Source organism: Mahella australiensis 50-1 BON (assembly GCF_000213255.1).
GTDB lineage: Bacteria > Bacillota > Clostridia > Mahellales > Mahellaceae > Mahella > Mahella australiensis.
Genome location: NC_015520.1, coordinates 334845 through 361119 on the forward strand (window position 1 = coordinate 334845; position 26275 = coordinate 361119).

Here is a 26275-nt window from a genome sequence, read left to right on the forward strand (position 1 = left end):
TGAAAACCGCATAATGCAAGAGAAAAACAATTTTCCGGGCGATCAAGGAAGAAAGAGCATAGGGTGGATGCCCAGGCACTGGGAGCCGAAGAAGGACGTGGTAAGCTGCGAAAAGCCATGCGTAGCCGCAAACAGGCGAAGAGGCATGGATATCCGAATGGGGCAACCCGCTGCAGGTAACGCTGCAGCATCGCATGATGAATACATAGTCATGCGAAGGGAAACCGGGGGAACTGAACCATCTAAGTACCCCGAGGAAAAGAAAGAAACATCGATTTCCCAAGTAGCGGCGAGCGAACAGGAAAGAGCCCAAACCATAGCGATAGAGATATCGCTATGGGGTAGAGGACCGGCAGACGTAGGGAACAATATAGCCGAAGGCGGAAGGGAAGCCGCGCCACAGAAGGTGACAGCCCTGTAGGCGAAATATTGGTAACTACAGCCGGTATCCGGAGTACCACGGGACACGAAGAATCCCGTGGGAATCAGGGAGGACCACCTCCCAAGGCTAAATACTACCCAGTGACCGATAGCGGATAGTACCGTGAGGGAACGGTGAAAAGAACCCCGAGAGGGGAGTGAAAGAGAACCTGAAACCCTATGTTTACAAGCAGTGGAAGAGGAATAAAAACCTCGACCGCGTACTTTTTGTAGAACGGACCGGCGAGTTGCTTTATGATGCGAGGTTAAGGACAATAAGTCCGGAGCCGAAGGGAAACCGAGTCTGAACAGGGCGAATAAGTATCATGGAGCAGACCCGAAACCAGGTGACCTATCCATGGACAGGGTGAAGCGCGAGTAAGATCGCGTGGAGGCCCGAACCACGTTGTCGTTGAAAAGGCATGGGATGAGCTGTGGATAGCGGAGAAATTCCAATCGAACCTGGAGATAGCTGGATCTCCCCGAAATAGCTTTAGGGCTAGCCTCAATCGATGGACCAAGGAGGTAGAGCACTGAATGGGCTAGGGGCCTAACGGTTACCGAACCCTACCAAACTCCGAATGCCATGGGACTAAGAGATTGGGAGTCAGACTGCGAGTGCTAAGATCCGTAGTCAAAAGGGAAACAGCCCAGACCATCCGCTAAGGTCCCCAAATCCAGATTAAGTGTAAAAGGATGTGTAATTACTCAGACAACCAGGATGTTGGCTTAGAAGCAGCCATACATTAAAAGAGTGCGTAACAGCTCACTGGTCAAGTGAATATGCGCCGAAAATGTCCGGGGCTAAATCTGGTACCGAAGCGGTGGCAGCGCGAGAAGCGCTGGGTAGGGGAGCAATGTATGCAGGGACGAAGCATAAGCCGGGAGGCGATGTGGACCGCATACAAGAGAGAATGCCGGTATGAGTAGCGAAAGGGTGGTGAGAATCCACCCCGTCGAAAGCCTAAGGATTCCTGAGCAAGGCTCGTCCGCTCAGGGTAAGTCGGGACCTAAGCCGAGGCCGAAAGGCGTAGGCGATGGACAACGGGTTAAGAATCCCGTACCCCCAAGAGTCGCAAAAAGAGAAGCAGGGACACAGGAGGATAACAGCAGCGCGCTGATGGTAGAGCGCGTTCAAATGCAAAGCCGAGGCAGGCAGGCAAGACCACCTGTCGATGGTGAAGCATGATGAGGACCGAAAAAAAGTAGGGAAGGCTGCGAATCCACACTGGCGAGAAAAGCTGCTATCGAGACTTGCGGGGCCCGTACCGCAAACCGACACAGGTAGGCGAGGAGAGAATCCAAAGACGCGCGGGAAAACCCTCGTTAAGGAACTCGGCAAAATGACCCCGTAACTTCGGGAGAAGGGGTACCACGAGAGTGGTCGCAGAGAAATGGCCCAAGCGACTGTTTAGCAAAAACACAGGTCTCTGCCAAATCGGAAGATGAGGTATAGGGGCTGACGCCTGCCCAATGCCGGAAGGTTAAGGGGAAACGTAAGCGGGAGACCGCGAAGCGTAGAACCGAAGCCCCGGTCAATGGCGGCCGTAACTATAACGGTCCTAAGGTAGCGAAATTCCTTGTCGGGTAAGTTCCGACCCGCACGAAAGGCGTAACGACTTGGGCGCTGTCTCAACGAGGGGCCCGGTGAAATTGAAGTACCAGTGAAGATGCTGGTTACCTGCGACTGGACAGAAAGACCCCGTAGAGCTTTACTGTAGCCTGACATTGGACTTTGGCACATGATGTACAGGATAGGTGGGAGGCAAAGAAGCATAGGCGCCAGCCTATGTGGAGCCGCCGTTGGGATACCACCCTTCATGTACCGAGGTTCTAACCTAGGCCCGTTAACCGGGATAGGGACACTGTCAGGTAGGCAGTTTGACTGGGGCGGTCGCCTCCAAAAGAGTAACGGAGGCGTCCAAAGGTTTCCTCAGGATGGTTGGGAATCATCCGAAGAGTGCAAAGGCAGAAGGGAACTTGACTGCGAGAGAGACAACTCGAGCAGGGACGAAAGTCGGGCTTAGTGATCCGGCGGCATTGCGTGGGCAAGCCGTCGCTCAACGGATAAAAGCTACCTCGGGGATAACAGGCTGATCTCCCCCGATAGTCCACATAGACGGGGAGGTTTGGCACCTCGATGTCGGCTCGTCGCATCCTGGGGCAGAAGTATGTCCCAAGGGTTGGGCTGTTCGCCCATTAAAGCGGCACGCGAGCTGGGTTCAGAACGTCGTGAGACAGTTCGGTCCCTATCCATCGCAGGCGCAGGATATTTGAGAGGAGCTGTTCCTAGTACGAGAGGACCGGAACGGACGGACCGCTGGTGTATCAGTTGTACCGCCAGGTGCATAGCTGAGTAGCCAAGTCCGGATAGGATAAACGCTGAAAGCATCTAAGCGTGAAGCCAACCTCAAGATAAGATATCCCATAGCGAGAGCTAGTAAGACTCCAGAGAGACTAACTGGTAGATAGGTCAGAGGTGTAAGCGCAGCAATGCGTTGAGCTGACTGATACTAATAAGTCGAGGACTTGATCCAACGGAAGATGGCATTATGCGGTTTTGAGTGTACAAAACAAGACCGGGTGACAATAGCGAAGGGGAAACACCTGTACCCATTCCGAACACAGAAGTTAAGCCCTTCAGCGCCGATGGTACTGAGCGGGAAACCGCTTGGGAGAGTAGGCCGTTGCCCGGTCTTTTTACTATGTGTGCTAATTGTGAGGTTAGTTAATATGTATAGGGAAATTGTTAAATCAGAGCCAATGAAATTTAGGAAGACAGCGTTGTTTGTTCTGTTTATTATTTTATTGATTATTACGTTTACAGCATTATGCAATGTGATTTATAATGTATATCATTTTGAATTTATCAATTACATGGTATATATAGTTATGGTGTATATAGCGTGGGAAGTATTCAGAAGACGCGCGGTAGAATATAAATATTCGCTGATAGGGGATGACCTTGTATTTGAGAAAATGATAGGTGAGTATCGCACCGCATCATTGAATGTTAAGTTGAGCGAGATGTTGTACCTGTTACCGTCTGATATAAAGATGCGGCAGACTGTAAAAGCGGATAAAGTATATAGGTTTGTGCATGTATCGCGTAAGGATAAGATCTATTATGCCATATTCGACCATGACGGACAAATATGCAAAGTGCTCTTTCAACCAGATCAGACTATGGTTGAATTGCTGGAAGCGCAAAAGGTACATTAAGAATCATTGAATATAGATGATCTTAAAAAACATTCTACCAATTGACTGTCAAATTGCGAGCCGCTGTTGGTACGCAGTTCGGCAGCAGCCTGTTGGATCGTCATAGCGTTTTTGTAGGGCCGATAAGACGTCATAGCGTCGAAGCTATCCGCTATGGCCAGTATGCGAGATAGAAGAGGTATATCATCTCCCTGCAATCCGCAGGGGTATCCTTGCCCATCTATCCTTTCATGATGATGAAGTATTGCCGGGCCTAAAGATTTCAGTTCATTTATATCTTTTATGGCGTTATATCCCGCGATGGTGTGTTGTTTTATAACATCGTATTCTTCAGGGGTCAATCTTCCAGGTTTATTCAATATATCATCTGGTATTTCTGCCTTCCCTATATCGTGTAGCATAGCGCTATCATATAACATCTGTCGCTGTGATTCGTCCAATCCTGCTTTATCGGCCAGCATAAGCGTATATTCGGCTACTCTTTTACAATGTTCATATAAATTGGGTTGTTTTGTATTTATTAAGTCGCATAATGTTGAAATAGCGGCTTGATCTCGCATGTGCGTTGCGGTGCCTCCATATCTGTAGTTTGTTTAATCTTTATCGACATCACACTCCTTTATTCTACAGTATATTTATGAATTTGACAATGATACTTTTAGCCTACTTTTAGATATGCCTCGGGCTATTATTTTTGTTTCCAGCAGCAAAACGCCCTTAGTCTCACCGCCGGTTTGAGCAGTCTCATCGCTCTGTTTCAGTGTTATGTCCATATCATCGGCGCCACGCGCTTTAGCATCCGTTCGAGCTAGCTCAAGAGCTTCGTTTTCAGCCCAGCGCAGAGCGTCTTCATATTCTTTAAACTCGATATGATGGAGCGACGAATAACAACTGTAGCCTATTATACCGTTTGGATCGTATATAGGCCGTATGCAGACTATCTGTTCCACCATTATACTGCCTGTTATAGCGCCTATAGCGTTTGCCACAGGTGCATCGGCCGATATTATGCAGCTCGTAGCCAGATGCTCGGCTACTGATGGCAAGAACAAATGAATAGGGGCACCTATACCTACAAGCGGCAGCCGGGTCTTTAGACAGCATTCAATGTCTCCTGCTGAGCGCTCGAAGCTCATATCCAGTAAACGTCGCGCCATCTTAGGCATGTCGGTTAAAGGTTGCTCCCAACTATATTCAAGCAATACGCGCGTTATGAGCTGATAGAGGCTTTTAGCTATTAAATGGTGCATAAGCTCATTGAGCTGCTCAACGCTTATATCCAATTGCTTTGCCAGTATCTCAGCCCCTAATTGTGCGGCTTGTTTGTCCCACGGCCCGTACGCTCCCGTTATATGAGTCATATCTGTAGGTGTAAGGCCGCTGCGCATGATTATACCCAATTGCTCCAAACGCGATGTGGGCAACGCAAAAGGTCGGCAATTGAGCGTATTAGCTAATTGTTCGAGACTTAATGGTCCGTCGGCTAGAGCGTTTATAACTTTATTTTCATCTTCTATAAGATCAATAGTATTAAAATCTTGACGTTGCAGATAAAAAAACTCGGCAAGTGACATGCGGTAAGTATGTTTTTCATTATAAATACGTTGCAATTCTTCCTTTATATACGGCCATTTATAAGCCAGCCATGCCAGTGGTACAGCTTTGCGCGGCCCTATGACGAGCCTCATATCGGCATCAAAGCTCAATAGGCTGTCTCCGCCCAAACCTATGGTATCTATGCGTATGGCTCGGGTGCCTGTGCGCCAGCCACCGACATTTACGCCTTCATCGGCTGTTACTACGCGGCCATCGCGTACCACAGCCAAGTCGCTTGTGGTGCCGCCCATATCCATTATTATGCAATCGTTTATGCCGCTTAACTTGATACCGCCCATTACGCTTGCAGCCGGTCCGGATAACAATGTTTCCACTGGTTTTTGTGCAGCGAAGCTTTCGGTCATCAAAGTGCCATCACCGCGTACTATCATAAGGGGAGCATTTATGTTCACCTTGGCGAGGCTGTTTTTTACAGCTCCCAGCAACTCGGTTATAAGGGGTATGAGGCGTGCATTGAGCAATGTGGAGGCAGCGCGCCTCAGAGAGTTTATCTCATCGCTAAGCTCATGAGCACATACTACAGGCAGGCCGGTCCATTGCATTATGTATTCTTTGGCCTGCTGTTCGTATTCCGGGTTGCGCATGCCCCAATATTCTGCTATGCCGAATACGTCTACTCGGCCTTTGCAACGCTCGATAGTGCAGCGCAGATTATCCCATGATGGTGGTGATACTGGATTTCCGCGTTGGTCATGATGTGCCGGTATCAATATCATGTTCTCAATGGGAGGCAGGCCGTATTTGTAACCGTAACGCTTTAATATAACTTGATCGTAGCCCATCAAAACAAGGGCAGCTCGGCCGCCTTTATTTTCGACGCATGCATTGGTGGCCAACGTGGTTGACAGCGAAACCAGCTTTATATTGCTGAACAAGTTAGCAGGCAAACGGCTTAATACATCATTTATGCCTATATTAAGGTCATCTTTGGTGGTAAGGGCTTTGGCCCAGGTAACCGGTTGGTCTATGTCAAAATCGTATATAACAGCGTCGGTATATGTACCGCCGGTATCTATTCCCAATCCGAGATTCATATCCATCCTCCTGTGTAGTAGGTAAGTATATCCTAAAATATCATATCACAGGTTGGATAAAATATTTTTGCGTTTATAGGTTAAAGCTTGTTTATATTCAATACGGCTGATGCTATTCGGCAGCGGCTTTGGCCTCCATGTTTTTATACTGCAGCTGATACAACGCATAGTATATGCCGCGTTTAGCCAGCAATTGCTGATGCGTGCCTTCCTCGCGTATATGCCCTTTATGCAGCACGATTATCTTATCGGCATGCTGTATAGTGGATAATCTGTGGGCTATAACTATGGTGGTTCTGCCGCGCGACAGTTTTTCTAAAGCGTCTTGTATAAGCGCTTCGGTTTCGGTATCTATGTTAGCAGTAGCCTCATCCAATACCAATATTTCTGGGTCAAAGGCCAATGCACGTGCAAAGGCCAATAGTTGTCGCTGACCGGCCGACAGAGTAGCACCGCGCTCCATAACCGGTTCATCGTATTTCTTGGGCAGCTTCTCTATAAAGCGGTCGGCATTGACATAGGAGGCTACTTCTTTTATTTTTTGCTCTGATATACCTTCTTCATTAAGGCGTATATTGCTTTTTATATCGCCCGTAAATAGGAATACATCCTGCAGTACCACGCCTATGTGCCGTCTTAAATCAGCCTGTCTGACATCCCTTATATCTATGCCGTCTATCAATATTTGCCCCTCTTGTATATCATAAAAGCGGCTGAGCAGGTTTATGATAGATGTTTTGCCGGCACCGGTATGTCCAACTAAAGCTACCGTCTGGCCAGGCTCTATATGGAAGCTGACGTCTTTAAGCACCCAATCCTCATCGTTGTACGCGAACCATACATTCTTAAACTCTACTTCTCCTTTTACATGGTCGAGAGCCAAGGGTTCCGGCGGATCTTCTATGGCTGATTTCTGATCCAGCAGCATAAATATGCGTTCGGCGGCTGCCATGGCAGCTTGCAGTATGTCGTATTTTTCAGCCATCTCATATATGGGCTGGAAAAACTGCATGGTATAATTTACAAAAGCATACAATACACCGAATTCCAGCACATTGCGTATGACGTCGCCGCCGCCTACCCACAGTATAGCAGCCAGCGTCAGCGAATATATTACGTCCATGGCAGGGCGAAATACGGCAAACACCTTTATCTGCTTCATATTGGCGTCATAGTATTCTTCGTCTATAGCCTCGAATTCCTGTTGCTTGGGCCGTTCCCTGTGAAAGATCTGTATAAGGCGCATGCCCATTATATGTTCTGATAAAAAGGCATTTATGCGAGCCAGCTTAACCCTTACTAACCGGTAGGCCTCTGTAGCCCATTTTCTATATAATATAGTAAGTATTATGACTATGGGTAAAAAAGCTATGGCTACCAATGCCAACTTATAATTTAATAGCAGCATGGCGACAGCTATGCCTATCAACATGAACGCATCGCGGAACAGATTGACTACCACGCTGGTGTACATTTCATTTATAGTGTCGGTATCATTGGTAACACGGGTTACCAATCGCCCTACTGGATTCTTATCAAAAAAACCGAGCGGCATATTCTCTATATGCGAGAAGATCTCCTCTCGCATGCCGTATATTATACGTTGTCCCGTATATTGAAGCACATATATCTGTATATAATTCATTATGCCGGTGGCGACCGTTATAATAAGATATATAATAGATATACGCGTTATACCGCTCACGCTTTGGGCTGTTATCTTAAAAAGGTAATTATCTATGGCCAGCTTCATGAGATAAGGCGTTAGAAGGTTACCTACCGTTATCAGGAATAAAAGCACTATACATGATAATATCGGTGCCCAGTAAGGTATCATATAGCGCAACAGGCGGCGCATTATCTGCGGATCATAGGACTTTCTGCTTATCTCTTCGTCTACATAATCGGGCATAATATCACCTCATTGTGTCCTTTCCAATTCTTCTTCAAGCTTTTGCATTTCATATAGTTCTTTATATAATCCTTCTTGCTGTATGAGCTGCCCATGCGTACCGCGCTGCACTATGCGGCCCTCATCCAATGCTATGATCTGATCAGCATCCTTTACGGCGGATATACGATGGGCTATTATTATAGTGGTTCGATTTTTTCGCACCTTGCTTAAACCCTTTAATATCCGTTCTTCGGTATCGGTATCTACCGCTGAAAGGCTATCATCCAATATGAGTATTTTCGGATCCTTCATGATAGCCCTTGCTATAGATACGCGTTGCTTTTGACCACCGGAAAGCGATACACCGCGTTCTCCCACTATGGTATTGAATTTATCAGGGAAATCCATAACGTCATCATATAGCTGTGCTATGCGCGCGGCTTGTTCTACTTGTTCCATGGTATAGTTATCCACTCCGAAAGCTATATTTTCGGTTATAGTCGTGGAGAAGAGAAAGTTATCCTGAGGCACATAACCTATGCTTTCGCGCAGTATGCCTAACGGTATTCGATTTATATCTGTATCGTCTATGAATACATGTCCGTCTTCGACTTTATACAGTCGGAGTAGCACATTTATGAGCGTAGTCTTGCCGCTGCCTGTGCGGCCTACTATGGCCAGCGTCTCTCCCCGTTTTACCGAGATGTTTATATCGGTCAGTGCCGGAGGTAGATTTGGTTCGTATCTAAACGTTAAGTCTTTGTATTCTATGTCCCCATATATTTCATCTATGTCTGCAGGGTTGTCGTCGTATATCTCCGGACGTTCATTCATTATAACATTTACGCGCTTCATGGATGCGGTACCGCGTTGCGCCATATTTACCACCCAACCTATTGCTATAACCGGCCATATGAGCATGCCCAGATAGGCATTAAACGATACGAATTGCCCCATGGTTATTTCGCCGTTTATCACCATCATGCCGCCATAATACAATACTATTATGAAGCTCAAAGCAGATAAAAACTGCATGAGCGGTTCCATAATGCCCCATACCTTTACCATGCGCATATTCATATCCATATTGTGCTTATTTGCTTTGGCAAATTTCTTAAGCTCGGCTTTTTCCTGTACGAAAGCCTTAATCACGCGTATGCCGGTGAAATTCTCTTCTACGGTGTCGGTCAAATTTGAGAATGCTCGCTGAACCTCTTCAAAACGCTCGCGTATGAAGCGACCGGCTATCAGTACCGAGGCAGCCATAAGCGGGAAGGGGATCAACGCCAGCATGCTCAAACGCCAGTCTATGGTGGCAAATACCACTATGAGGGAGGCTATGATCATGAACAGCGAATCGGTGGCCATCACTATGCCTTGGCCTACGAACATGCGTATGGCATTTATATCATTGCTGGCATGAGCCATGAGATCACCGGTTTTGTGCATATTATAATATCTGGGCGACAGCGTCGTAAGGTGGGCAAAAAACCTGTCCCTGAGCTCCTTTTCGAGCAAACGCGAACCGCCTACTATAAGCAAACGCCATATGTAACGCAGTATCATTATAGCCACAGCTATGATCACTATTATTATGGCATACCAACCAAGCGTGGCATAGGTCATATTATTCTGTTGTAAGCCGTCAGTTATTAATCCCAATAAGCGTGGCATGACCAGTTGCAGTATATCCACGGCTAACAGGCATAAAATACCGCCTATATATCGTCCTTTGTATTTGGAGAAAAACCAGTTGAGTGTTCTAAATTCCCCCATAAAATACCCCTTTGCGATTATTTCATAATGTCGAAAGATATTATATCATGGCTACCGGCAATATACAATGGTGTATAAGGGGTACTTGAATTAATTCTATAAAAAAGCCGGCATGTGCCGGCTTTTTTATAGATATGATGTTACCTATAAGGTATGCATATGCGCTGTCCTATCTGGAGATTATTTGGGTTAACTCCAGGATTAGCTGCTATTATAGAGTCAACGCTTACTCCAAATTGTTTGGACAACTTATAGAAGGTGTCGCCTTGCCGTATAATATATGGGAAACCATTAGGGCATTCGGGTACCGGTTTTATCGGTATGCATATAACCTGCCCTATTTGCAGATTATCAGGATTTATACCGGGATTGGCGGCGATGATAGAATCAACGCTTATGCCGAAACGCTGTGCTAACCTATACAAGGTATCGCCCTGCCGTATAACATACAATATGCCGTTGGGGCATTGCGGTACCGGTGTACCTGCCGGTATGCATATTTGCTGGCCTATCTGCAAATTATCGGGGTTTATACCGGGATTGGCGCGCAATATAGCGTCCATGCTTACGTTAAAACGCAATGACAGACGGTATATAGTATCACCAGGCTGTATAGTGTAAATAAAGCCGCCAGGACATACCTGAGACTCTGCCTCGTAGTTCTCATTTTCATCCATAGGATGACCCCCTTATTTTTAGATATTCTTCGCATATACTGCATTATATGAAGTAGTGTATAAAAGTGTTAACATGCACTAACCCAACGCGGCGATCTTAGAGATGCTATGAATTGAAGATGGAAAATTGTCTTGACAATATTAGGTTTATTAAGATATTATAAAAGCAATGAAATAAAGTAAACGTAGCATTAAAGGCATATTTACAGCGAAAGTAGGAGGGGCTATAATGTTAAACGTCATATTTGGAGAGACAGGGTCTGGGAAAACGAAAAAGATGATCGATATGGCTAACAAGGCTGCAGAAAGTTGCAAGGGAGATATCGTTTTTATCGACGACGGTAAAAGATACATGTATGATTTAATCCATCAAGTTCGGTTCATCGATGCCAGCGAATTCAAACTAGATGATCCGCGAGTATTATATGGCTTTCTATGCGGCATCATAGCACGCGATTTCGATATAGACATGATTTTCATCGACGATTTCCTGAAATTAGTGAATATGGAACTTGACGAATTGGATGAATTTTTTTCGAGTCTGGACCAATTATCCGAAAGAATAGGCGTTCGTATTGTAGCCGATGTAAGCGCTTCTCCTCAAAATATTCCTGCTTTTTTGAACAAATACCTTATAATTGAAGAATAGCGATAGGGCGTTTAATGGCAAAAGCGGCGTATAAAGTTGATGGGGCGGCGACAGAAGTCGCATTGCGGACGAGGATCCGGAGTAAAAGAAGAAAGAATATAATTTTTGTCGCGGCGGCTATTTTTGCGCTCATTTTATTGGTTTTGGCATTTTGGCAGGGCATTATTGTCCGACATTATACCGAAAAGAGTGATAAATTGACGGCGCCTATACGCATGATGGTACTTTCTGATCTTCACAGTACAATTTATGGCAAGGATCAGAAAGATTTAATTGAGATTATTCATAGTCAGGCACCGGATGTGATTTTCCTCGTCGGTGACATTGCCGACGATCGTGTGCCGCATGATGGAACAAAACAGCTTATTGCGCGGATCGGTAAAGAATACCCTTGTTATTATGTTTCTGGTAATCATGAGTACTGGTCGGGAGAGATCGGTACTATTAAAGGCATGATGCGTGCTTCAGGGATTATGGTGCTGGAGGGAGACAGTAAAGTCATTGAAATTAACGGCCAATCTTTACGTATATGCGGTGTGGATGATCCTGATGGGTTTCTGCCACCTTATAAAGAATCCGGGGCTGTAAGACCGGCACATTGGAGCGATCAGTTGGAAGCTTGTGATAAATATACCAAGGATGATATTTATACCATATTATTATCGCACCGGCCAGAGAAAGTTAACGATTACAATAAATGCAGATTTGATCTGATTTTGTGTGGACACGCTCATGGAGGGCAGGTAAGGATACCAGGAATATTGAACGGGTTATACGCGCCGAATCAAGGATTTTTCCCTAAATATGTGGGAGGATATTACAAGCTTGAGAATTCGACTATGATTGTCAGCCGTGGGCTTGTAAAGAATGACATTCCGCGCATCTTTAATCCGCCGGAGATAGTGATTATTGATGTGAAACCTACTCACCCTTTATAATATAATGGAGTATATGTTTGGTTTCTGAGACTTGGTCAAAGAGAGGTGGCAAAATGGATAAAGGCAGAAGAATATGGGCAATTATAGTAAGCATATTTATGATCGCAAATATTTTGATGATGATGTCGATGAAAGGACGGATAAATGACCTGCATAATGAGATTGACAGGATGAATGCCGGATTAACCGATGAGATTAGGCGTACTAATCAGGATGTGAATAATTTAAGAAACGATCTGATAAGTAAAATCGAAAAAAGCGAGAGCCTTTTGGCATCTTTTGAAACAGAAGTAGAATACAAAAACGGCCAGATTTTATATACAATTGACTTTGTGCCGAAAGAGAAACGCAATGATGAAATAATATTTCTATCCATTGAAGATGAAAAGAAAGAGATTGTTTCTACCAATGGCTCGAGTTATACCGCGACTCTCGCGCTTATGAAACATCAGAGCGAGCTTGCTCCTATTATTTCCTTCGAATCGCCGACAGGCATACGGCAAGAAGCCTTACCGAGAGAAAATTTAAATGAATTGTTTTCACTGGGCTATGATAGCAGCTTAGAAAATGAAGGTGGTTCTGCTGAGGAGGATAAGAAAATACTTAAACTGACCGTGTATACTCGAGATGTAAAGGCTAGTTCCTTGTTGAGCGGAACGCCTACAGCTACGGCTGTAATTGAAGACGCTTCTACAAATGCCGAGATAGCCCGTAAGAAAATGCAATTTGAAGAAGCCGGTGCAGCGCTTGAGAAAGAGAAAACCAAAGCCGTTTCTTTTACCGCGGATTTGAGTGAATACGGCGAAAAAGGAGGTCCATATGCTGTGTGGGTAGAAATTGAAACAGAAAATGGTATTTTTTATCGCGAGCAAGTGGCTTCTTTTTATGGTGAATATAATGTGAAAAAAGAGCGTGTGGCCGAGTTTGCAGTAGGAACAGGCGTATTATATCCAGTTTGGTAGCGTTATATTTGCAATATATGTTTATTAAGACAACAAAAAGCCCCTCTTAAGTTAACGCATGTCGGTTGCCGAAACGAGGAGCTCTTTGTTGCAGTTATGTAGCTTTTTAAGAGTCTATCGATATACTTTTATTGCATATTGAACTTGAGGGATAGGCCGCCCCAAAATATCCATGCTATGATGATCAGCCTGAAAGCCTCTCAAAAGGTTATTTCCCTTATAATGAACTACATCGCCAATAAATTGGCTATCGACCATTTGTTTTCGTGATCGCCGCCGCCGAAACCGGCACTATATTGTTTATTGGGAAGTTATATGATGTGAGCTAATTTATATATTCTTTAATAGCGGCGATAAATTCTCGGATATCGCCAAGCTCTGTTGTAATAATATCATAAAGCTCTTCATCACTGATAATGCCATACATATGAACGAGGCGATTCCTATAACCGGCCATTTGTACCAATTTTTCGCTTAATGCTGTATCTACAACGCCTATATCTTCTAAGCCTTTTGCTATTGCTTTATATTCTGCAGCCATATCCATTCTGCCGCTTTTAGCTAGGATATGTCGTCCTATATCGAATATAGCCTCAAGCGATCGGCGCAAAAAACTTTCTGTTGCCGCAGCGTTTCTTTTATCTGACATGAAGGCGTTTTTTGGGAGTGATGCTAAGCTCCTCAGCGCATCGAGATAATTGTCCAATAGCACTAATCTGTCTTTTATCAACGTTTTATTTATCAAATGTTTATCGCCACCTTAATATTTTTCCAACACTTCTTCGTTGTATTTATCGAGAGTGTATTTAAAATCCGCAGCTCGTTGTAAGATTCTTATCTCATAGTCGTCTTTGAACTGTTCTGAAACGCTGTATATACATATTCCCTTTAACGCCTCAACCTGAAAGACAGAGTGATTTTCTTGTAAGAATGACAAATCAAGTTTATAAGGAAAGAAAATATCTTCCAATTCATTATAAATTTGTGCATATAATTTATGCCGCATAGGTATGCGATCAATAGGTGACAAAAATACCACTCCTACGTCTATATCGGCCAGCGGATCATCTATTATCGCTTTTTGTCCTTTGAGCAATTTTAAAGCATTTTCCTGCTGTGAACCGAACAAATATACCAGAGCGATATTATATTTCTTGCATATATCTGTAAACCTTTGCATTTTACCACCTATGTTTTTAATTTGCTTTTATCGCTTTCATTATACTCTTTAACAGCTATTTTTATCAAGATGAATTTTTAAATTATACCAGCTTGAAGTCTATAACAATATCTTATACCAGCTAGATGTACATACAATGAGCCATGATTTGCCAAAAAGTTTTCCGAGAAGTAATAGTTTATGGATCATGCATATACGAACCCTTCCATTATTCATAAAGCTCATATGCGATTCAATAAATGTGCGAATTTTGCAATTTTTCATATTCCATATTGCATAATATGCATATTTATTATAAAATAAAATCATTGTGGTACGGTCCACAAAATAATACGACAAGGGAGTCGATTGTATATATGGAGAAACTTAATCCTTTCGAGATAGCGCAAGAACAACTGGATACTTGTGCTAAGATTCTCAATCTGGATCAGGCTACGCATGAGCTTCTGAGAAGGCCTATGCGCGAGATATGGGTATCATTGCCGGTACGCATGGACGATGGCTCTACGAAGGTGTTTCAGGGCTTCAGGGTTCAGTACAACGATGCAAAAGGCCCAACCAAAGGCGGAATACGATTCCATCCGCAGGAAACGATAGATACTGTCAGAGCGCTTGCTGCCTGGATGACATGGAAATGCTCACTCCTCGATTTACCGCTTGGAGGAGGCAAAGGCGGTGTAATATGCAATCCCAAAGAAATGTCTCAGGGAGAGCTTGAGCGTTTAAGCCGCGCCTACATACGAGCTATTCATCCGTTTATAGGGCCGGACAAAGATATACCCGCTCCAGATGTGTATACCAATCCGCAGATAATGGCATGGATGGCCGATGAATATTCTAAGGCGTGTGGCAAAAATCAGTTTGGTGTAGTGACCGGCAAACCTTTAGCTGTTGGCGGATCGGCTGGCAGAGGTGATGCTACGGCACGGGGCGGATTATATACAGTAAGAGAGGCGGCTAAAGCATTAGGCATAGATTTAAAAGGAGCCAGAGTGGCTATACAGGGCTTCGGTAATGCAGGTTATTATGCTGCGGTGCTGGCGCAATCGATGCTCGGCTGCAAAATTGTAGCTGTAAGCGATAGCAGAGGCGGAATATTCAATGAGCAAGGCATCGATCCGGAGGAGGCCAAGGCTCATAAGGGTAAAACCGGTTCGGTAGTTGAGCTGGCAGGAACAAGCTCCATTACCAATGAAGCGTTATTGGAGCTGGACGTAGATATATTGATTCCGGCGGCTTTGGAAAATGTTATAACCGAAAGAAATGCTGCTAATGTCAAGGCAAAGATTGTTGCCGAGCTGGCTAATGGACCTACTACACCTGAAGCCGACGACATACTCTATAAAAATGGTGTGCATGTTATCCCTGATTTTCTGTGCAATGCAGGTGGGGTGACGGTATCGTATTTTGAAATGGTGCAAAACTTCTACATGTATTATTGGGACGAAGCTGAAGTACATGAGCGCCTGGATAAAAAAATGACCGTTGCATATAAGTCGGTGTTCGATACCTCAAAACAATACGAAATAAACATGCGTCAAGCTGCTTATGTAGTAGCAGTAAAGCGGGTGGCGGAGGCCATGAAACTTCGCGGCTGGGTATAACTGTTCAGTAAAATGCCGTATATGCCATCAAAACATATACGGCATTTTATTATCAAAATTTATATACTATCAATTTTTGCCGCAATTCTGTGGCCAATTTATTGAGATTTCTGGAGGAATCTAATATCTTATTGACCGCTTCCTGCTGTTCTTCAGTATTTGCGGCTACCTCCTGGCTGGCTGCAGCGGCCTGCTCAGTTACCGCCGATATACTCTCCATGGTTGATATCACGTCGTTTTTACTCTGTTCTATAGCCGCGATGGAATGAGTTATATGGTCTATGCGTTCAACTATGGTCTCAATACCTTGGGCTATGGACTTGAACGTGCTGCTGGCATGAATGACTGCGTCGTTTTGAGCTTCCATAACGGACGTCACATCGTTCATCATACGGCTGGCTTTGGCGGTTTCATCGGCTATATCGCTTACCACATCATTGATGCTTTCGGCTGCTTGGCGACTTTCATCCGCCAGCTTTCGCACCTCGTCGGCCACCACTGCAAAACCGCGTCCGGCATCGCCTGCACGAGCGGCCTCTATGGCCGCGTTTAATGCCAATAGATTGGTTTGCTCGGCTATGTCGTTTATAGTATTTACGAAGTCGGTTATATTTTTCATCTTGTCAGTGAAGGATGTTATGATGCCCATTACGTTGGATGATGCCTTATTGCTCTGTCTATTTTTATCCTGCAGTACTTGCATGGCTTCTATACCCTGCTGATTAAGGGACATCATATTGCCGGTATGCTCCGAGATAGTTCGGGAGTTATCATACAAAGTATTTATCTGCTCGGAAAGGCCGTTTATCATCTGCACGCCTCTTTCTGCCTCGGCAGCCTGCTCTGATGCCCCTCTGGCTATCTCATTTACTGTGGCGGTTATCTCATTGACTGATTCTGTTACTCTTTCGGCATTTTTGACCATCATATCGGAAGATTCCACCAAGCGGTGTGACATGTCGCTTAATCCGCTCAGTATGGTCCTTAACTCGGAAATCATCGCTGTAAAGCTGGTCGATATAGATTCCATGCCTCCGAATTCTTCATCAGAAAGCGATTGGGAAAAATCCTTATTTTTGACGCGATTCATAAGGTATGTAATGGTATCTATACGCTTGTCTACGTCACTTTTTAGTGCATATATTGCGATTTCGGATATTAGGGCGGCAAATATCGCGAAGAGCAATGCGTTTACAAAGCTCATACCGAATAACATGAATAGGATGGCCAATATTATAGATGCTGCTATAGGGAACTGCATGATATTTCTGGTGATTATGCCTTTCAATTTGGTTACAAACTGTTCCATTATGTTCCTCCTCATCGATATAAATTCATATAATATTTCGACGAATTCTGCGCATTACTTTAGAAATGAATCGTTGCAGGAATTCGCTAATAACTTGCAGCATGGCGAGCGCGAAGCTATTGCATATATATGCGATGCATAGCTGTATAGCGCTTAAACAAGATGAATATTTCGAATAGAGTTAATAATGCCCAATGAGGCGATTTAGCCTATAATGAATTTTTTTATAAAAAATATGCATATTGCTATTGACATCGCTATATATATTGTATAGAATATATACATATTAAATCGGAAATTGAGGAGGAATATAAATGCCAATAGACAGACCGGGATACAAAAGGGATAAGATATACACGGTAGATACCACCTTAAGGGACGGAGAACAGACAGCGGGTGTGGTGTTTGCCAATACTGAAAAACTGGAAATAGCCAAGATGCTAGACGAACTTGGAGTTGATCAATTGGAGGTCGGCATCCCTACTATGGGCGGCGATGAAGAAGAGGCTATAAGGGCTATTGTAAAGGCTAACCTGAAGGCTAGCATAATGGCATGGAACCGTGCTGTGGTAGCCGATGTGCAGCATTCCATCGATTGCGGTGTGGATGCTGTGGCTATATCCATTTCGACATCGGATATACACATACAGTATAAACTGCAAAAGAGCAGGGAATGGGTGCTGGAGAGCATGGTCAAGGCTGTGGAATTCGCCAAGAAAAACGGCGTTTACGTTTCAGTCAATGCTGAGGATGCCTCGCGCACCGATGACGAGTTTTTGGCCACCTTTGCCAGGACGGCCAAAGAGGCTGGTGCTGATAGATTGCGTTTTTGTGATACCATGGGTATATTGGATCCATTTATGACATATGACAAGATAACCACGCTGCTGAATAATGTGGATATCGATATAGAAATGCATACACATAATGACTTCGGCATGGCCACCGCCAATGCCTTAGCGGGCCTTAAAGCCGGTGCTAATTACGTCGGCGTTACGGTAAATGGATTAGGCGAAAGGGCTGGCAATGCAGCGCTGGAAGAGGTTATTATGGCTATAAAATACGTATGGGGTTACAAGGTCGATGTGGATACTAAAAAATTCAAAGCGCTGTCAGAATATGTAGCTAAAGCATCGGGCCGGGAGCTGCCCATATGGAAGGCTATAGTGGGTTCTAATATGTTTGCCCACGAGGCGGGAATACATGCCGATGGCGTAATCAAAAACCCGCGCACGTATGAGGTTTTTAATCCCGAAGAGGTGGGCCTCGAGCGTCAGATAGTTATAGGCAAGCATTCCGGCACGGCGGCTATAAAGAATAAATTTAAGGAATACGGCATACAACTCGACGAAAAAGATGCAAACGCCTTGCTGGTGAAGGTCAGAGCACTCTCGGTAGAGTTAAAAAGGCCTCTGTTCGATAAAGAGTTGGTTTCGTTGTACGAAGAATATATGAAGGAAAAACAAAGCGCTTAAAGCCGGGTTTAAAACCCCGGTTTTTTTTGATATAATTGATAAAACAAAAGATTTTTGGGAGGAGAATGAATGGGCAAAAATCTGGTACAGAAGATAGTGGCCTCACATTTAGTCAAAGGCGATATGGCAGCAGGACAGGAGATAGCCATACGCATAGATCAGACGCTTACGCAGGATTCCACAGGTACCATGGCATATCTCCAGTTTGAAGCCATGGGTGTTCCTAGGGTTAAAACCAAATTTTCTATAGCATATGTAGATCATAATATGTTACAGACGGGCTTTGAAAATGCTGACGACCATCGTTATATTCAAACGGTGGCGGCCAAACACGGTGTTTACTTCTCGCGACCGGGCAACGGCATATGCCATCAGGTTCATCTCGAGCGTTTCGGCAAGCCCGGATGGACGCTTTTGGGTTCGGACAGCCATACGCCGACCGGCGGCGGCATAGGTATGCTGGCTATAGGTGCAGGCGGTTTGGATGTAGCCGTGGCCATGGCCGGAGGCCCTTATTATTTGACCATGCCTAAGGTATGCCATGTAGTATTAAAAGGCCAATTACAGCCGTGGGTATCGGCTAAAGATATCATATTGGAGCTGTTAAGGCAGTTTACCGTTAAGGGTGGAGTAGGCAAAGTCATGGAGTATGGGGGGGAAGGCGTATCCTCTCTGTCAGTACCAGAGCGCGCTACTATAGCTAATATGGGTGCTGAGCTGGGAGCTACCACCTCTATTTTCCCCAGCGATGAACGTACATTAGAATTCTTAAAGGCACAGGGCAGGCAGGACGATTGGGTAGCTTTGGCAGCCGATAGCGATGCCATATACGACGAAGAAATTATTATAGATTTAGATAAATTAGAGCCCATGATAGCCCGGCCTCATAGTCCGGACAACGTGGTAAAAGTCAAGGACATAGAGGGCATGCCGGTTGATCAGGTAGCCATAGGCAGTTGTACCAATTCATCGTATGCCGACATGATGAAAGTGGCAGCTATACTCAAAGGTAAAACAGTGCATCCTGATGTTAGCCTGGTCATATCTCCGGGTTCAAGACAGGTATATACCATGCTCGCACAAAACGGTGCTTTAGCGGATATGGTGGCAGCCGGCGCACGCATATTGGAATCAGCATGTGGGCCGTGCATAGGCATGGGTCAGTCTCCCGCTACAGATGCTGTGTCGATACGCACGTTTAACCGCAATTTTTACGGCCGCAGCGGTACGCCCAGCGCTAAAGTATACTTGGCCAGTCCTGAGGTGGCGGCGGCAACGGCTATAAACGGCGTATTGACAGATCCGCGTTCTCTTGGGCAACCGGTGACAGTTGATCTGCCAGATCGGTTTTTTATAAACGACAATATGGTACAACCGCCGGCAGAGAATCCTGACGATGCGCAAGTGATAAGAGGGCCTAATATAAAGCCGTTCCCAATAAACAAGCCTATGCCGGATATTATAGAAGGTAAGGTGTTGCTGAAAATGGGCGATAATATCACTACTGATCATATAATGCCATCCAATGCTAAATTATTGCCATATAGATCGAATATACCGTACCTTTCCGATTATTGCCTGACGCCGGTGGATCCAGAGTTTCCTGCTAGGGCTAAGGCGAATGGGGGCGGCATACTTGTGGCCGGCGTAAACTACGGACAAGGCTCCAGCCGCGAACATGCGGCTTTAGTGCCGCTATATCTCGGAATAAAGGCTGTTATAGCGAAATCTTTTGCCCGCATACATGCATCCAATCTCATAAACTCTGGTATATTGCCGCTTGTATTCGTGGAGCAAGCCGATTATGATACCATAGAGCAAGGCGATGAACTGGTTATAGAGAACGCGCCGGCGCAAGTGAGATCAGGCGATATACTGATCGTGGATAACCGTAGTAAAGGCCTGCGATATCGTGTCGCCTTAGCCGTATCGCCGCGATTTAAAGAGATATTGTTGGCAGGTGGATTGCTTAATTATACCAAAAAAGGAGGAGAAGCGAGCGATGTATAATGTGACATTAATACCGGGAGACGGCATAGGACCGGAGGTGGCTTATGCGGCAAGAGATGTTGTGGATGCCACGGGCGTATCAATAAAATGGGATGTAGTGGAGGCCGGTGAGGCTGTTATGAAAGATTACGGGACACCGCTGCCCGATTATGTGCTGGACTCGATACGGCATAACAAGGTAGCGCTGAAAGGCCCCATAACCACACCGGTCGGTACAGGTTTCAGAAGCGTGAATGTTGCTTTGAGGAAAGAATTGGATTTATATGCTAATTTGCGTCCGTGTATTTCATTCAAGGGCGTTAAAACTCATTACGAAGATGTGCCGATAGATCTCGTTATAGTAAGGGAGAATACAGAGGACCTTTATGCCGGTATCGAGCATATGGTGGGCAAGCATGCTGCCGAGAGCATAAAGATCATAACGCGTGAGGCATCGGAGCGTATAGTTCGCTTTGCTTTTGAATATGCTGTAAGAGAAGGTCGTAAAAAGGTTACAGCTGTGCATAAAGCCAATATCATGAAATTGACCGATGGGTTATTCCTGGAATGTGCGCAGAAGGTAGCGCAGGACTATCCGCAGATAGAGTTCGATAATATGATAGTGGATGCCATGAGCATGAAACTCGTTCAATCACCGGAAAACTATGATGTATTGGTTATGCCAAATTTATACGGCGATATATTGTCCGATCTGTGTGCCGGCCTGGTAGGGGGGCTTGGTATAGCACCGGGCGCCAATATAGGTGATGATGCCGCAGTATTCGAGCCTATACATGGAAGCGCTCCGAAACGTGCCGGACTCAATATGGCTAATCCAACAGCTACCATATTGTCGGCTGCTTTGATGCTCAGGCATTTAGGTGAGGATGAGGCTGCTGATAGAGTGGTTAAGGGGGTGGCTGAGGTTATAGCCGAGGGCAAAGAGGTGACCTATGATTTGGGCGGCAACACGGGGACAAAAGAATATGCACAAGCAGTTATAAGACACATGAAGTAAAGTATGAATTTTCTTTGCCTACGTGCAATGGTACTTGAATAGTCACAAAGGGCTACAGAATAAGTATTTTCTGTGGCCTTTTTTGTTGCAGACAAGCATATTCTAATATATAATATATACAACTCATAATATACTTTTAATATTTTGGCAATGATTTAGTAATAATTTTGATTTATAATTAAGCATATGGTTGTAATGTTGAATGATAGAGGTGAAAACATGAATATAAATATAAATTGGAAAAAAGCGTTCTGGCTTGTGCTGGATGTTTTATTTATTAATCTGGGTATAATAGCGGCTTTTTGGGCACGTTTCGGATGGCTGCAAGTAAGCGACGTGTATATAAACACATATATGCGCGTAATGCCGGTGTATACTATCATAATGCTGGCTGTATTTTACGTTTTCGGATTGTATGATAGTCTGTGGAGATATGCCAGTGTGGACGATATGGTATCCATAACTTTAGCTACGGGACTGGGTACGGCGATAAATATGGCTGGTTTATATCTCATAACGATACGTTTTCCGCGCAGCATTTATCTTTTGAGCTGGTTATTTACATTGTTACTGGTAGGCTCAAGCCGTTTGATATTTAGAGGTGTTGCATTTTATAGGCCCATATTATCGAGAGAGCCCAAACAGCAAAACAAGGTGCTCATAGTGGGTGCCGGCGAGGCTGGTGCCATGGTTATAAAAGAGCTAAAAAAGCATCGCGAGTTAGGAATGGTGCCGGTAGCCATAATAGATGATGATGATAATAAACAGCATGGCAGGCTACATGGCGTTCCCGTATTAGGGAGACGCGAGGATATTGCGGAAATAGCAAGAGAGCTTCATATAGATCAGATTATAATAGCTATACCATCAGCTAGTAGAGACGAATTGAGATCCATATTGGATGAATGTAAGAAGACAAGATGCCGTTTAAAAATAATGCCAGGCGTTTATGAGGTTATAAACGGTGATGTTACTATAAATCAAATACGCGATGTGAAAGTAGAGGATTTGCTGGGCAGAGCGCCTGTCGAGCTTGATACGCAGTCTATAGCGGGTTATCTTACCAATGCTGTAGTGTTGATAACCGGAGGCGGGGGTTCTATAGGTTCGGAGCTATGCCGGCAGATAGCTAGGTTTAATCCGAAACAACTGCTGATCTTTGACATATATGAAAATGGGGCTTATGATGTTCAGAATGAGCTTAAAATACATTATCCATCGTTGGATTTAAAAGTTTTGATAGGCTCTATAAGGGACAGGGCCAGATTGGATAGCATATTTGAACAATATAAACCGGATGTGGTATTTCATGCAGCTGCTCACAAGCATGTACCGCTTATGGAAGAAAACCCTACGGAAGCTATCAAAAATAATGTATTCGGCACATTGAATGTAGCTGAGATGGCCGATAAACACGGTGCTAAGCGATTTGTGCTTATATCCACCGATAAAGCTGTCAACCCTACCAACGTTATGGGTGCTACAAAGCGCGTAGCTGAAATGCTGATACAGGCCATGGCCAAGCACAGCAATACAATATTTGCCGCGGTGCGGTTCGGAAATGTATTGGGTAGCAATGGCAGCGTTATACCGTTATTTAAAAGACAGATAGCCGAAGGTGGGCCCGTTACGGTTACGCACCCCGATATAACGCGCTATTTCATGACCATACCGGAGGCCGCGCAGCTCGTTATACAGGCAGGCGCCATGGCTCATGGCGGAGAGATATTTGTACTGGATATGGGTCAACCGGTAAAGATACTGGATTTGGCTCGTGATCTTATAAAGTTATCGGGGCTGGAGCCTGACAAGGATATAAAAATCGAATTCACCGGATTAAGGCCGGGGGAAAAGTTATATGAAGAATTGCTTATGGCAGAAGAGGGTTTACAGGCTACAAAGCATAAAAAAATCTATATAGCTCAGCCGGCTGATTATGATATAAGACTGCTGAAGGAAGAACTGGAAAAACTAAGGTTTATATTGTTGGGCAATGGTGATGAAATAGTGGATTTCCTCGGTAAGCTTGTTCCTACTTATAGAAGAGCGGCTAATAATTAGTTTAATAAGAATAAACGGGGGAAGGTTTAGCATTTTGAAAAAGAAGATTATAATATCGACGATAACTATAGTAATCTTGTTGATAGGAGGCATGGCAGCAGGATTCTATTATGAGATAAAAAATAATCCCCAGAATGTGTTTGAACAGCCATCTAATCAATCGTCCGGTATAGTAAAAGCCCGAAATGAGCAGAACGACGGCACAGTGCAAATGCCAACCGGGAAGATCAATATTGCATTGCTCGGATTGGACAAAAACGCTGGACGAATAGAAGAATATGGTGATTCGTTCCGCACCGATACTATAATGGTATTTGCTATAGATTTCGATGCCAAGAAGATCGATGTGATATCTATTCCCAGGGATAGCTATGTCAAGATAGCGGGTAAGACGTATATGGATAAAATAAACTCAGCCTTTCTGCATGGCGGGGGCTTCGATGGTGACGGGTTCAATACTACGCTCAATACTATAAGCTCCGTGTTGGGTAATGTGCCTGTAAATTATTACGTTGCTATGGACATGGATGTGGTTATATCTCTGGTAGATGCTATAGGAGGGGTCTATTACGATGTGGAAAAAGATGTGAGGGACGGCAATGGTCGTTTGCTGTTAAAAGCCGGATATCAAAAGTTGAATGGAAAGGCTTTTTTATACTATGTGAGAGATCGTCATTCCACGCCGGGCGGCGATATAGATCGCGTTAAGCGCCAGCAAAAGATACTCATGGCATTGTTCGATCAAATGAAATCGCTCAAACAATTGGCTAACTTACCTGATATATACAACAGTTTTAAAGACAAAATGTATACTAATTTGAATATTACTCAAGTAGCAGCATTGGCCATGTTTGCATCCGATTTGGATTTAAATAACGTCAATACCCATTTGATGCCGGGCGATTATTTGGATATGAACGGAATAAGTTACTGGGGCATAGATGAGAACAAAAGAGTGGCCATGTTAAAACAAGTTTTCGGTATAGATGTTGAACCCAATATGCGCTATGACATATATGTTATAAAGAACCAGTACCAAAGTACTATTAAAGAAAATAATGATTCGAATGAAAGTAGTAATGCATCCGATGACTCTGATAAGCCGTCAAAGCCATCGAAACCATCATCGGGTCAAGACGAATCGCCTGGTATGCAGCAGCCGTCCGATGAAGGTCCTGCTAAAGAACCACCTGTCGAGCAGCCACAGTCGAATGACAATGAAGTTGAAGAACCACCTGTTGAGCAACCACAGCCCAATAACAATGGGGTTGAAGAATTGCCTGATGAGCAACCACAGTCGGATGATGCTCAATCTGAGTCCAATTGAAATCCTCACTCTTGCAAATGCTGTACCGCGGTAGTATAATAGCTGCTGTAATGCTTTACTGTTAATAAGCTTGAGGAGATAGAAAATGCCTACAATAAAGGACGTAGCAAAGTTAGCCGGCGTATCGACGGCTACCGTATCGAGGGTGCTTAACGGAGAAAATGTAAAGGAAGAAAACCGCAGGCGAGTGGAAGAAGCCGTCAAACGATTGAATTATTCGACAAATACGTTGGCACGTGCATTAAAAACAAACAAAACGATGACAGTAGGCGTAATTGTACCCGATCTATCCAATGTATTTTTTACTACTATAGCCAAAGGTATAGAGAAAGCCCTGCATCCATATGGTTATAGCATCATGGTGTGTGACAGCGATGAAAGCATTGAGGGCGAAAGGGAGAAAATAGCCTTCCTTAAAGATAAGTTTGTAGATGGCATAATCATAATACCGGTAGGAGATCAACAACTATACCTTAAACGGCTTCAAGACGACGGCACACCAATAGTGTTAGTGGACAGGCTTATCGAAGATATACAGGCGGATGCTATATTGGTGGATAATATAAACGGTGCCTACGATGCTGTTGAACACCTGATAGTGAATGGTCACCGGCGCATAGGGCTTATAAGTGGTCCCCAGCATATATTTGTTGGTAAAGAACGTTTAATAGGGTATGAAAGGGCTTATACCGATTATCAGTTGAGTATTGATCCCAAAATCATTAGATACGGTGATTTGCATATAGAAAGCGGATATAAATTGATGAATGAATTGCTGGATCTACCTTCACCACCTACAGCGATATTTGCAGCCAACTACTATATGTCGATAGGAGCGATAATGGCTGCCAATGAGCGTCACATAAATATACCAGAAGAACTATCGTTTATAGGTTTTGATGATATGGAATTGACAAGAGTTATAAAGCCACCCCTTACAGTTGTAGTTCAGCCTATGGATAAAATGGGTCAAGCTGCAGCGGAGTTGATATATAAGAGAATGATGGGGGACAATAGCGGCCCGTTTCCTACTATATTGCGCTTGAAAACTCAATTGATAAAAAGGGAGTCGGTTAAAAAAATAAACTGATATAGGCAAAAACTATTGGAAAATCAATATGGA

The 26275-nt window shown here is 44.3% G+C and carries 19 protein-coding genes and 2 rRNA genes; 13 read left to right on the forward strand and 8 right to left on the reverse strand.

Going from position 1 to position 26275, the window contains the following annotated elements:
* Positions 1 to 40: 40 nt before the first annotated feature.
* The 3 genes from MAHAU_RS01505 (at position 41) to MAHAU_RS01515 (ending at position 3642) form a co-directional block, all read left to right on the forward strand.
* A 23S ribosomal RNA gene (locus tag MAHAU_RS01505) occupies positions 41 to 2957 on the forward strand.
* A gap of 42 nt (positions 2958 to 2999) precedes the next feature.
* A 5S ribosomal RNA gene (gene rrf, locus MAHAU_RS01510) occupies positions 3000 to 3116 on the forward strand.
* A gap of 37 nt (positions 3117 to 3153) precedes the next feature.
* Positions 3154 to 3642 (forward strand): hypothetical protein, encoded by a 489-nt coding sequence (locus MAHAU_RS01515; protein ID WP_013779955.1) that lies wholly within the window; start codon positions 3154 to 3156, stop codon positions 3640 to 3642.
* On the opposite strand, the gene MAHAU_RS01520 is transcribed toward MAHAU_RS01515, so the two are convergent.
* The 5 genes from MAHAU_RS01520 to MAHAU_RS01540 form a co-directional block, all read right to left on the reverse strand.
* Positions 3639 to 4202, reverse strand: a complete 564-nt coding sequence (locus tag MAHAU_RS01520) for an HD-GYP domain-containing protein (RefSeq protein WP_049783320.1) — start codon at positions 4200 to 4202, stop codon at positions 3639 to 3641. The genes MAHAU_RS01515 and MAHAU_RS01520 overlap by 4 nt on opposite strands.
* Before the next feature lie 75 nt (positions 4203 to 4277).
* Positions 4278 to 6293 carry a hydantoinase/oxoprolinase family protein gene (locus tag MAHAU_RS01525; protein WP_013779956.1) on the reverse strand — a complete coding sequence of 672 codons (2016 nt, stop codon included), beginning with the start codon at positions 6291 to 6293 and terminating at the stop codon, positions 4278 to 4280.
* A gap of 112 nt (positions 6294 to 6405) precedes the next feature.
* Positions 6406 to 8205, reverse strand: a complete 1800-nt coding sequence (locus MAHAU_RS01530) for an ABC transporter ATP-binding protein (protein WP_013779957.1) — start codon at positions 8203 to 8205, stop codon at positions 6406 to 6408.
* A 9-nt stretch (positions 8206 to 8214) separates the two neighbouring features.
* Positions 8215 to 9963 carry an ABC transporter ATP-binding protein gene (locus MAHAU_RS01535; protein ID WP_013779958.1) on the reverse strand — a complete coding sequence of 583 codons (1749 nt, stop codon included), beginning with the start codon at positions 9961 to 9963 and terminating at the stop codon, positions 8215 to 8217.
* Positions 9964 to 10103: 140 nt separating this feature from the next.
* A complete protein-coding gene (locus tag MAHAU_RS01540; protein ID WP_013779959.1) occupies positions 10104 to 10640 on the reverse strand; it encodes a LysM peptidoglycan-binding domain-containing protein in 537 nt (178 codons plus the stop codon).
* A gap of 229 nt (positions 10641 to 10869) precedes the next feature.
* Between MAHAU_RS01540 and MAHAU_RS01545 the strand changes: the two genes are divergently transcribed.
* From MAHAU_RS01545 to MAHAU_RS01555, 3 genes are read left to right on the forward strand one after another with little or no spacing between them, the layout of a single operon-like run.
* The gene (locus MAHAU_RS01545) at positions 10870 to 11289 is read left to right on the forward strand and encodes a hypothetical protein (RefSeq protein ID WP_013779960.1); all 420 of its coding nucleotides are present in this window, start codon (positions 10870 to 10872) and stop codon (positions 11287 to 11289) included.
* A gap of 14 nt (positions 11290 to 11303) precedes the next feature.
* Complete coding sequence (locus MAHAU_RS01550) at positions 11304 to 12227, forward strand: metallophosphoesterase (protein ID WP_013779961.1); 924 nt, start codon at positions 11304 to 11306, stop codon at positions 12225 to 12227.
* A 53-nt stretch (positions 12228 to 12280) separates the two neighbouring features.
* Complete coding sequence (locus tag MAHAU_RS01555) at positions 12281 to 13189, forward strand: hypothetical protein (protein ID WP_013779962.1); 909 nt, start codon at positions 12281 to 12283, stop codon at positions 13187 to 13189.
* A 325-nt stretch (positions 13190 to 13514) separates the two neighbouring features.
* On the opposite strand, the gene hepT is transcribed toward MAHAU_RS01555, so the two are convergent.
* A complete protein-coding gene (hepT, locus tag MAHAU_RS01560) occupies positions 13515 to 13934 on the reverse strand; it encodes a type VII toxin-antitoxin system HepT family RNase toxin (protein WP_013779963.1) in 420 nt (139 codons plus the stop codon).
* A 15-nt stretch (positions 13935 to 13949) separates the two neighbouring features.
* On the reverse strand, positions 13950 to 14369 hold the full coding sequence (locus MAHAU_RS01565; protein ID WP_013779964.1) for a nucleotidyltransferase domain-containing protein: 420 nt from the start codon (positions 14367 to 14369) through the stop codon (positions 13950 to 13952).
* A 356-nt stretch (positions 14370 to 14725) separates the two neighbouring features.
* Between MAHAU_RS01565 and MAHAU_RS01570 the strand changes: the two genes are divergently transcribed.
* Positions 14726 to 15973 carry a Glu/Leu/Phe/Val family dehydrogenase gene (locus MAHAU_RS01570; RefSeq protein WP_013779965.1) on the forward strand — a complete coding sequence of 416 codons (1248 nt, stop codon included), beginning with the start codon at positions 14726 to 14728 and terminating at the stop codon, positions 15971 to 15973.
* Between the two features lie 52 nt (positions 15974 to 16025).
* On the opposite strand, the gene MAHAU_RS01575 is transcribed toward MAHAU_RS01570, so the two are convergent.
* Entirely contained in the window at positions 16026 to 17282 is a 1257-nt protein-coding gene (locus MAHAU_RS01575) for a methyl-accepting chemotaxis protein (RefSeq protein WP_013779966.1), read from the reverse strand.
* Positions 17283 to 17596: 314 nt separating this feature from the next.
* On the opposite strand from MAHAU_RS01575, the gene nifV reads away from it, so the two are divergent.
* The 6 genes from nifV (at position 17597) to MAHAU_RS01605 (ending at position 26242) form a co-directional block, all read left to right on the forward strand.
* Complete coding sequence (nifV, locus tag MAHAU_RS01580; RefSeq protein WP_013779967.1) at positions 17597 to 18757, forward strand: homocitrate synthase; 1161 nt, start codon at positions 17597 to 17599, stop codon at positions 18755 to 18757.
* A gap of 69 nt (positions 18758 to 18826) precedes the next feature.
* Positions 18827 to 20767: an aconitate hydratase gene (locus tag MAHAU_RS01585; RefSeq protein WP_013779968.1), complete on the forward strand. Its 1941-nt coding sequence runs from the start codon at positions 18827 to 18829 to the stop codon at positions 20765 to 20767.
* On the forward strand, positions 20760 to 21764 hold the full coding sequence (locus tag MAHAU_RS01590; RefSeq protein WP_013779969.1) for an isocitrate/isopropylmalate dehydrogenase family protein: 1005 nt from the start codon (positions 20760 to 20762) through the stop codon (positions 21762 to 21764). Before MAHAU_RS01585 ends, MAHAU_RS01590 begins: the two co-directional genes overlap by 8 nt.
* Before the next feature lie 219 nt (positions 21765 to 21983).
* Positions 21984 to 23825: a polysaccharide biosynthesis protein gene (locus tag MAHAU_RS01595; RefSeq protein WP_013779970.1), complete on the forward strand. Its 1842-nt coding sequence runs from the start codon at positions 21984 to 21986 to the stop codon at positions 23823 to 23825.
* A gap of 34 nt (positions 23826 to 23859) precedes the next feature.
* Complete coding sequence (locus MAHAU_RS14810) at positions 23860 to 25152, forward strand: LCP family protein (protein WP_013779971.1); 1293 nt, start codon at positions 23860 to 23862, stop codon at positions 25150 to 25152.
* A gap of 85 nt (positions 25153 to 25237) precedes the next feature.
* Positions 25238 to 26242: a LacI family DNA-binding transcriptional regulator gene (locus MAHAU_RS01605; RefSeq protein ID WP_013779972.1), complete on the forward strand. Its 1005-nt coding sequence runs from the start codon at positions 25238 to 25240 to the stop codon at positions 26240 to 26242.
* Positions 26243 to 26275 lie beyond the last annotated feature (33 nt).

Excerpts from the sequence above, each read along its gene's own strand:
- MAHAU_RS01515 (WP_013779955.1), top strand. The coding sequence starts at position 3,154 with ATGTATAGGGAAATTGTTAAATCAGAGCCAATGAAATTTAGGAAGACA.
- MAHAU_RS01520 (WP_049783320.1), bottom strand. The coding sequence starts at position 4,202 with ATGCGAGATCAAGCCGCTATTTCAACATTATGCGACTTAATAAATACA.
- MAHAU_RS01525 (WP_013779956.1), bottom strand. The coding sequence starts at position 6,293 with ATGAATCTCGGATTGGGAATAGATACCGGCGGTACATATACCGACGCT.
- MAHAU_RS01530 (WP_013779957.1), bottom strand. The coding sequence starts at position 8,205 with ATGCCCGATTATGTAGACGAAGAGATAAGCAGAAAGTCCTATGATCCG.
- MAHAU_RS01535 (WP_013779958.1), bottom strand. The coding sequence starts at position 9,963 with ATGGGGGAATTTAGAACACTCAACTGGTTTTTCTCCAAATACAAAGGA.
- MAHAU_RS01540 (WP_013779959.1), bottom strand. The coding sequence starts at position 10,640 with ATGGATGAAAATGAGAACTACGAGGCAGAGTCTCAGGTATGTCCTGGC.
- MAHAU_RS01545 (WP_013779960.1), top strand. The coding sequence starts at position 10,870 with ATGTTAAACGTCATATTTGGAGAGACAGGGTCTGGGAAAACGAAAAAG.
- MAHAU_RS01550 (WP_013779961.1), top strand. The coding sequence starts at position 11,304 with ATGGCAAAAGCGGCGTATAAAGTTGATGGGGCGGCGACAGAAGTCGCA.
- MAHAU_RS01555 (WP_013779962.1), top strand. The coding sequence starts at position 12,281 with ATGGATAAAGGCAGAAGAATATGGGCAATTATAGTAAGCATATTTATG.
- MAHAU_RS01565 (WP_013779964.1), bottom strand. The coding sequence starts at position 14,369 with ATGCAAAGGTTTACAGATATATGCAAGAAATATAATATCGCTCTGGTA.
- MAHAU_RS01570 (WP_013779965.1), top strand. The coding sequence starts at position 14,726 with ATGGAGAAACTTAATCCTTTCGAGATAGCGCAAGAACAACTGGATACT.
- MAHAU_RS01575 (WP_013779966.1), bottom strand. The coding sequence starts at position 17,282 with ATGGAACAGTTTGTAACCAAATTGAAAGGCATAATCACCAGAAATATC.
- nifV (WP_013779967.1), top strand. The coding sequence starts at position 17,597 with ATGCCAATAGACAGACCGGGATACAAAAGGGATAAGATATACACGGTA.
- MAHAU_RS01585 (WP_013779968.1), top strand. The coding sequence starts at position 18,827 with ATGGGCAAAAATCTGGTACAGAAGATAGTGGCCTCACATTTAGTCAAA.
- MAHAU_RS01590 (WP_013779969.1), top strand. The coding sequence starts at position 20,760 with ATGTATAATGTGACATTAATACCGGGAGACGGCATAGGACCGGAGGTG.
- MAHAU_RS01595 (WP_013779970.1), top strand. The coding sequence starts at position 21,984 with ATGAATATAAATATAAATTGGAAAAAAGCGTTCTGGCTTGTGCTGGAT.
- MAHAU_RS01605 (WP_013779972.1), top strand. The coding sequence starts at position 25,238 with ATGCCTACAATAAAGGACGTAGCAAAGTTAGCCGGCGTATCGACGGCT.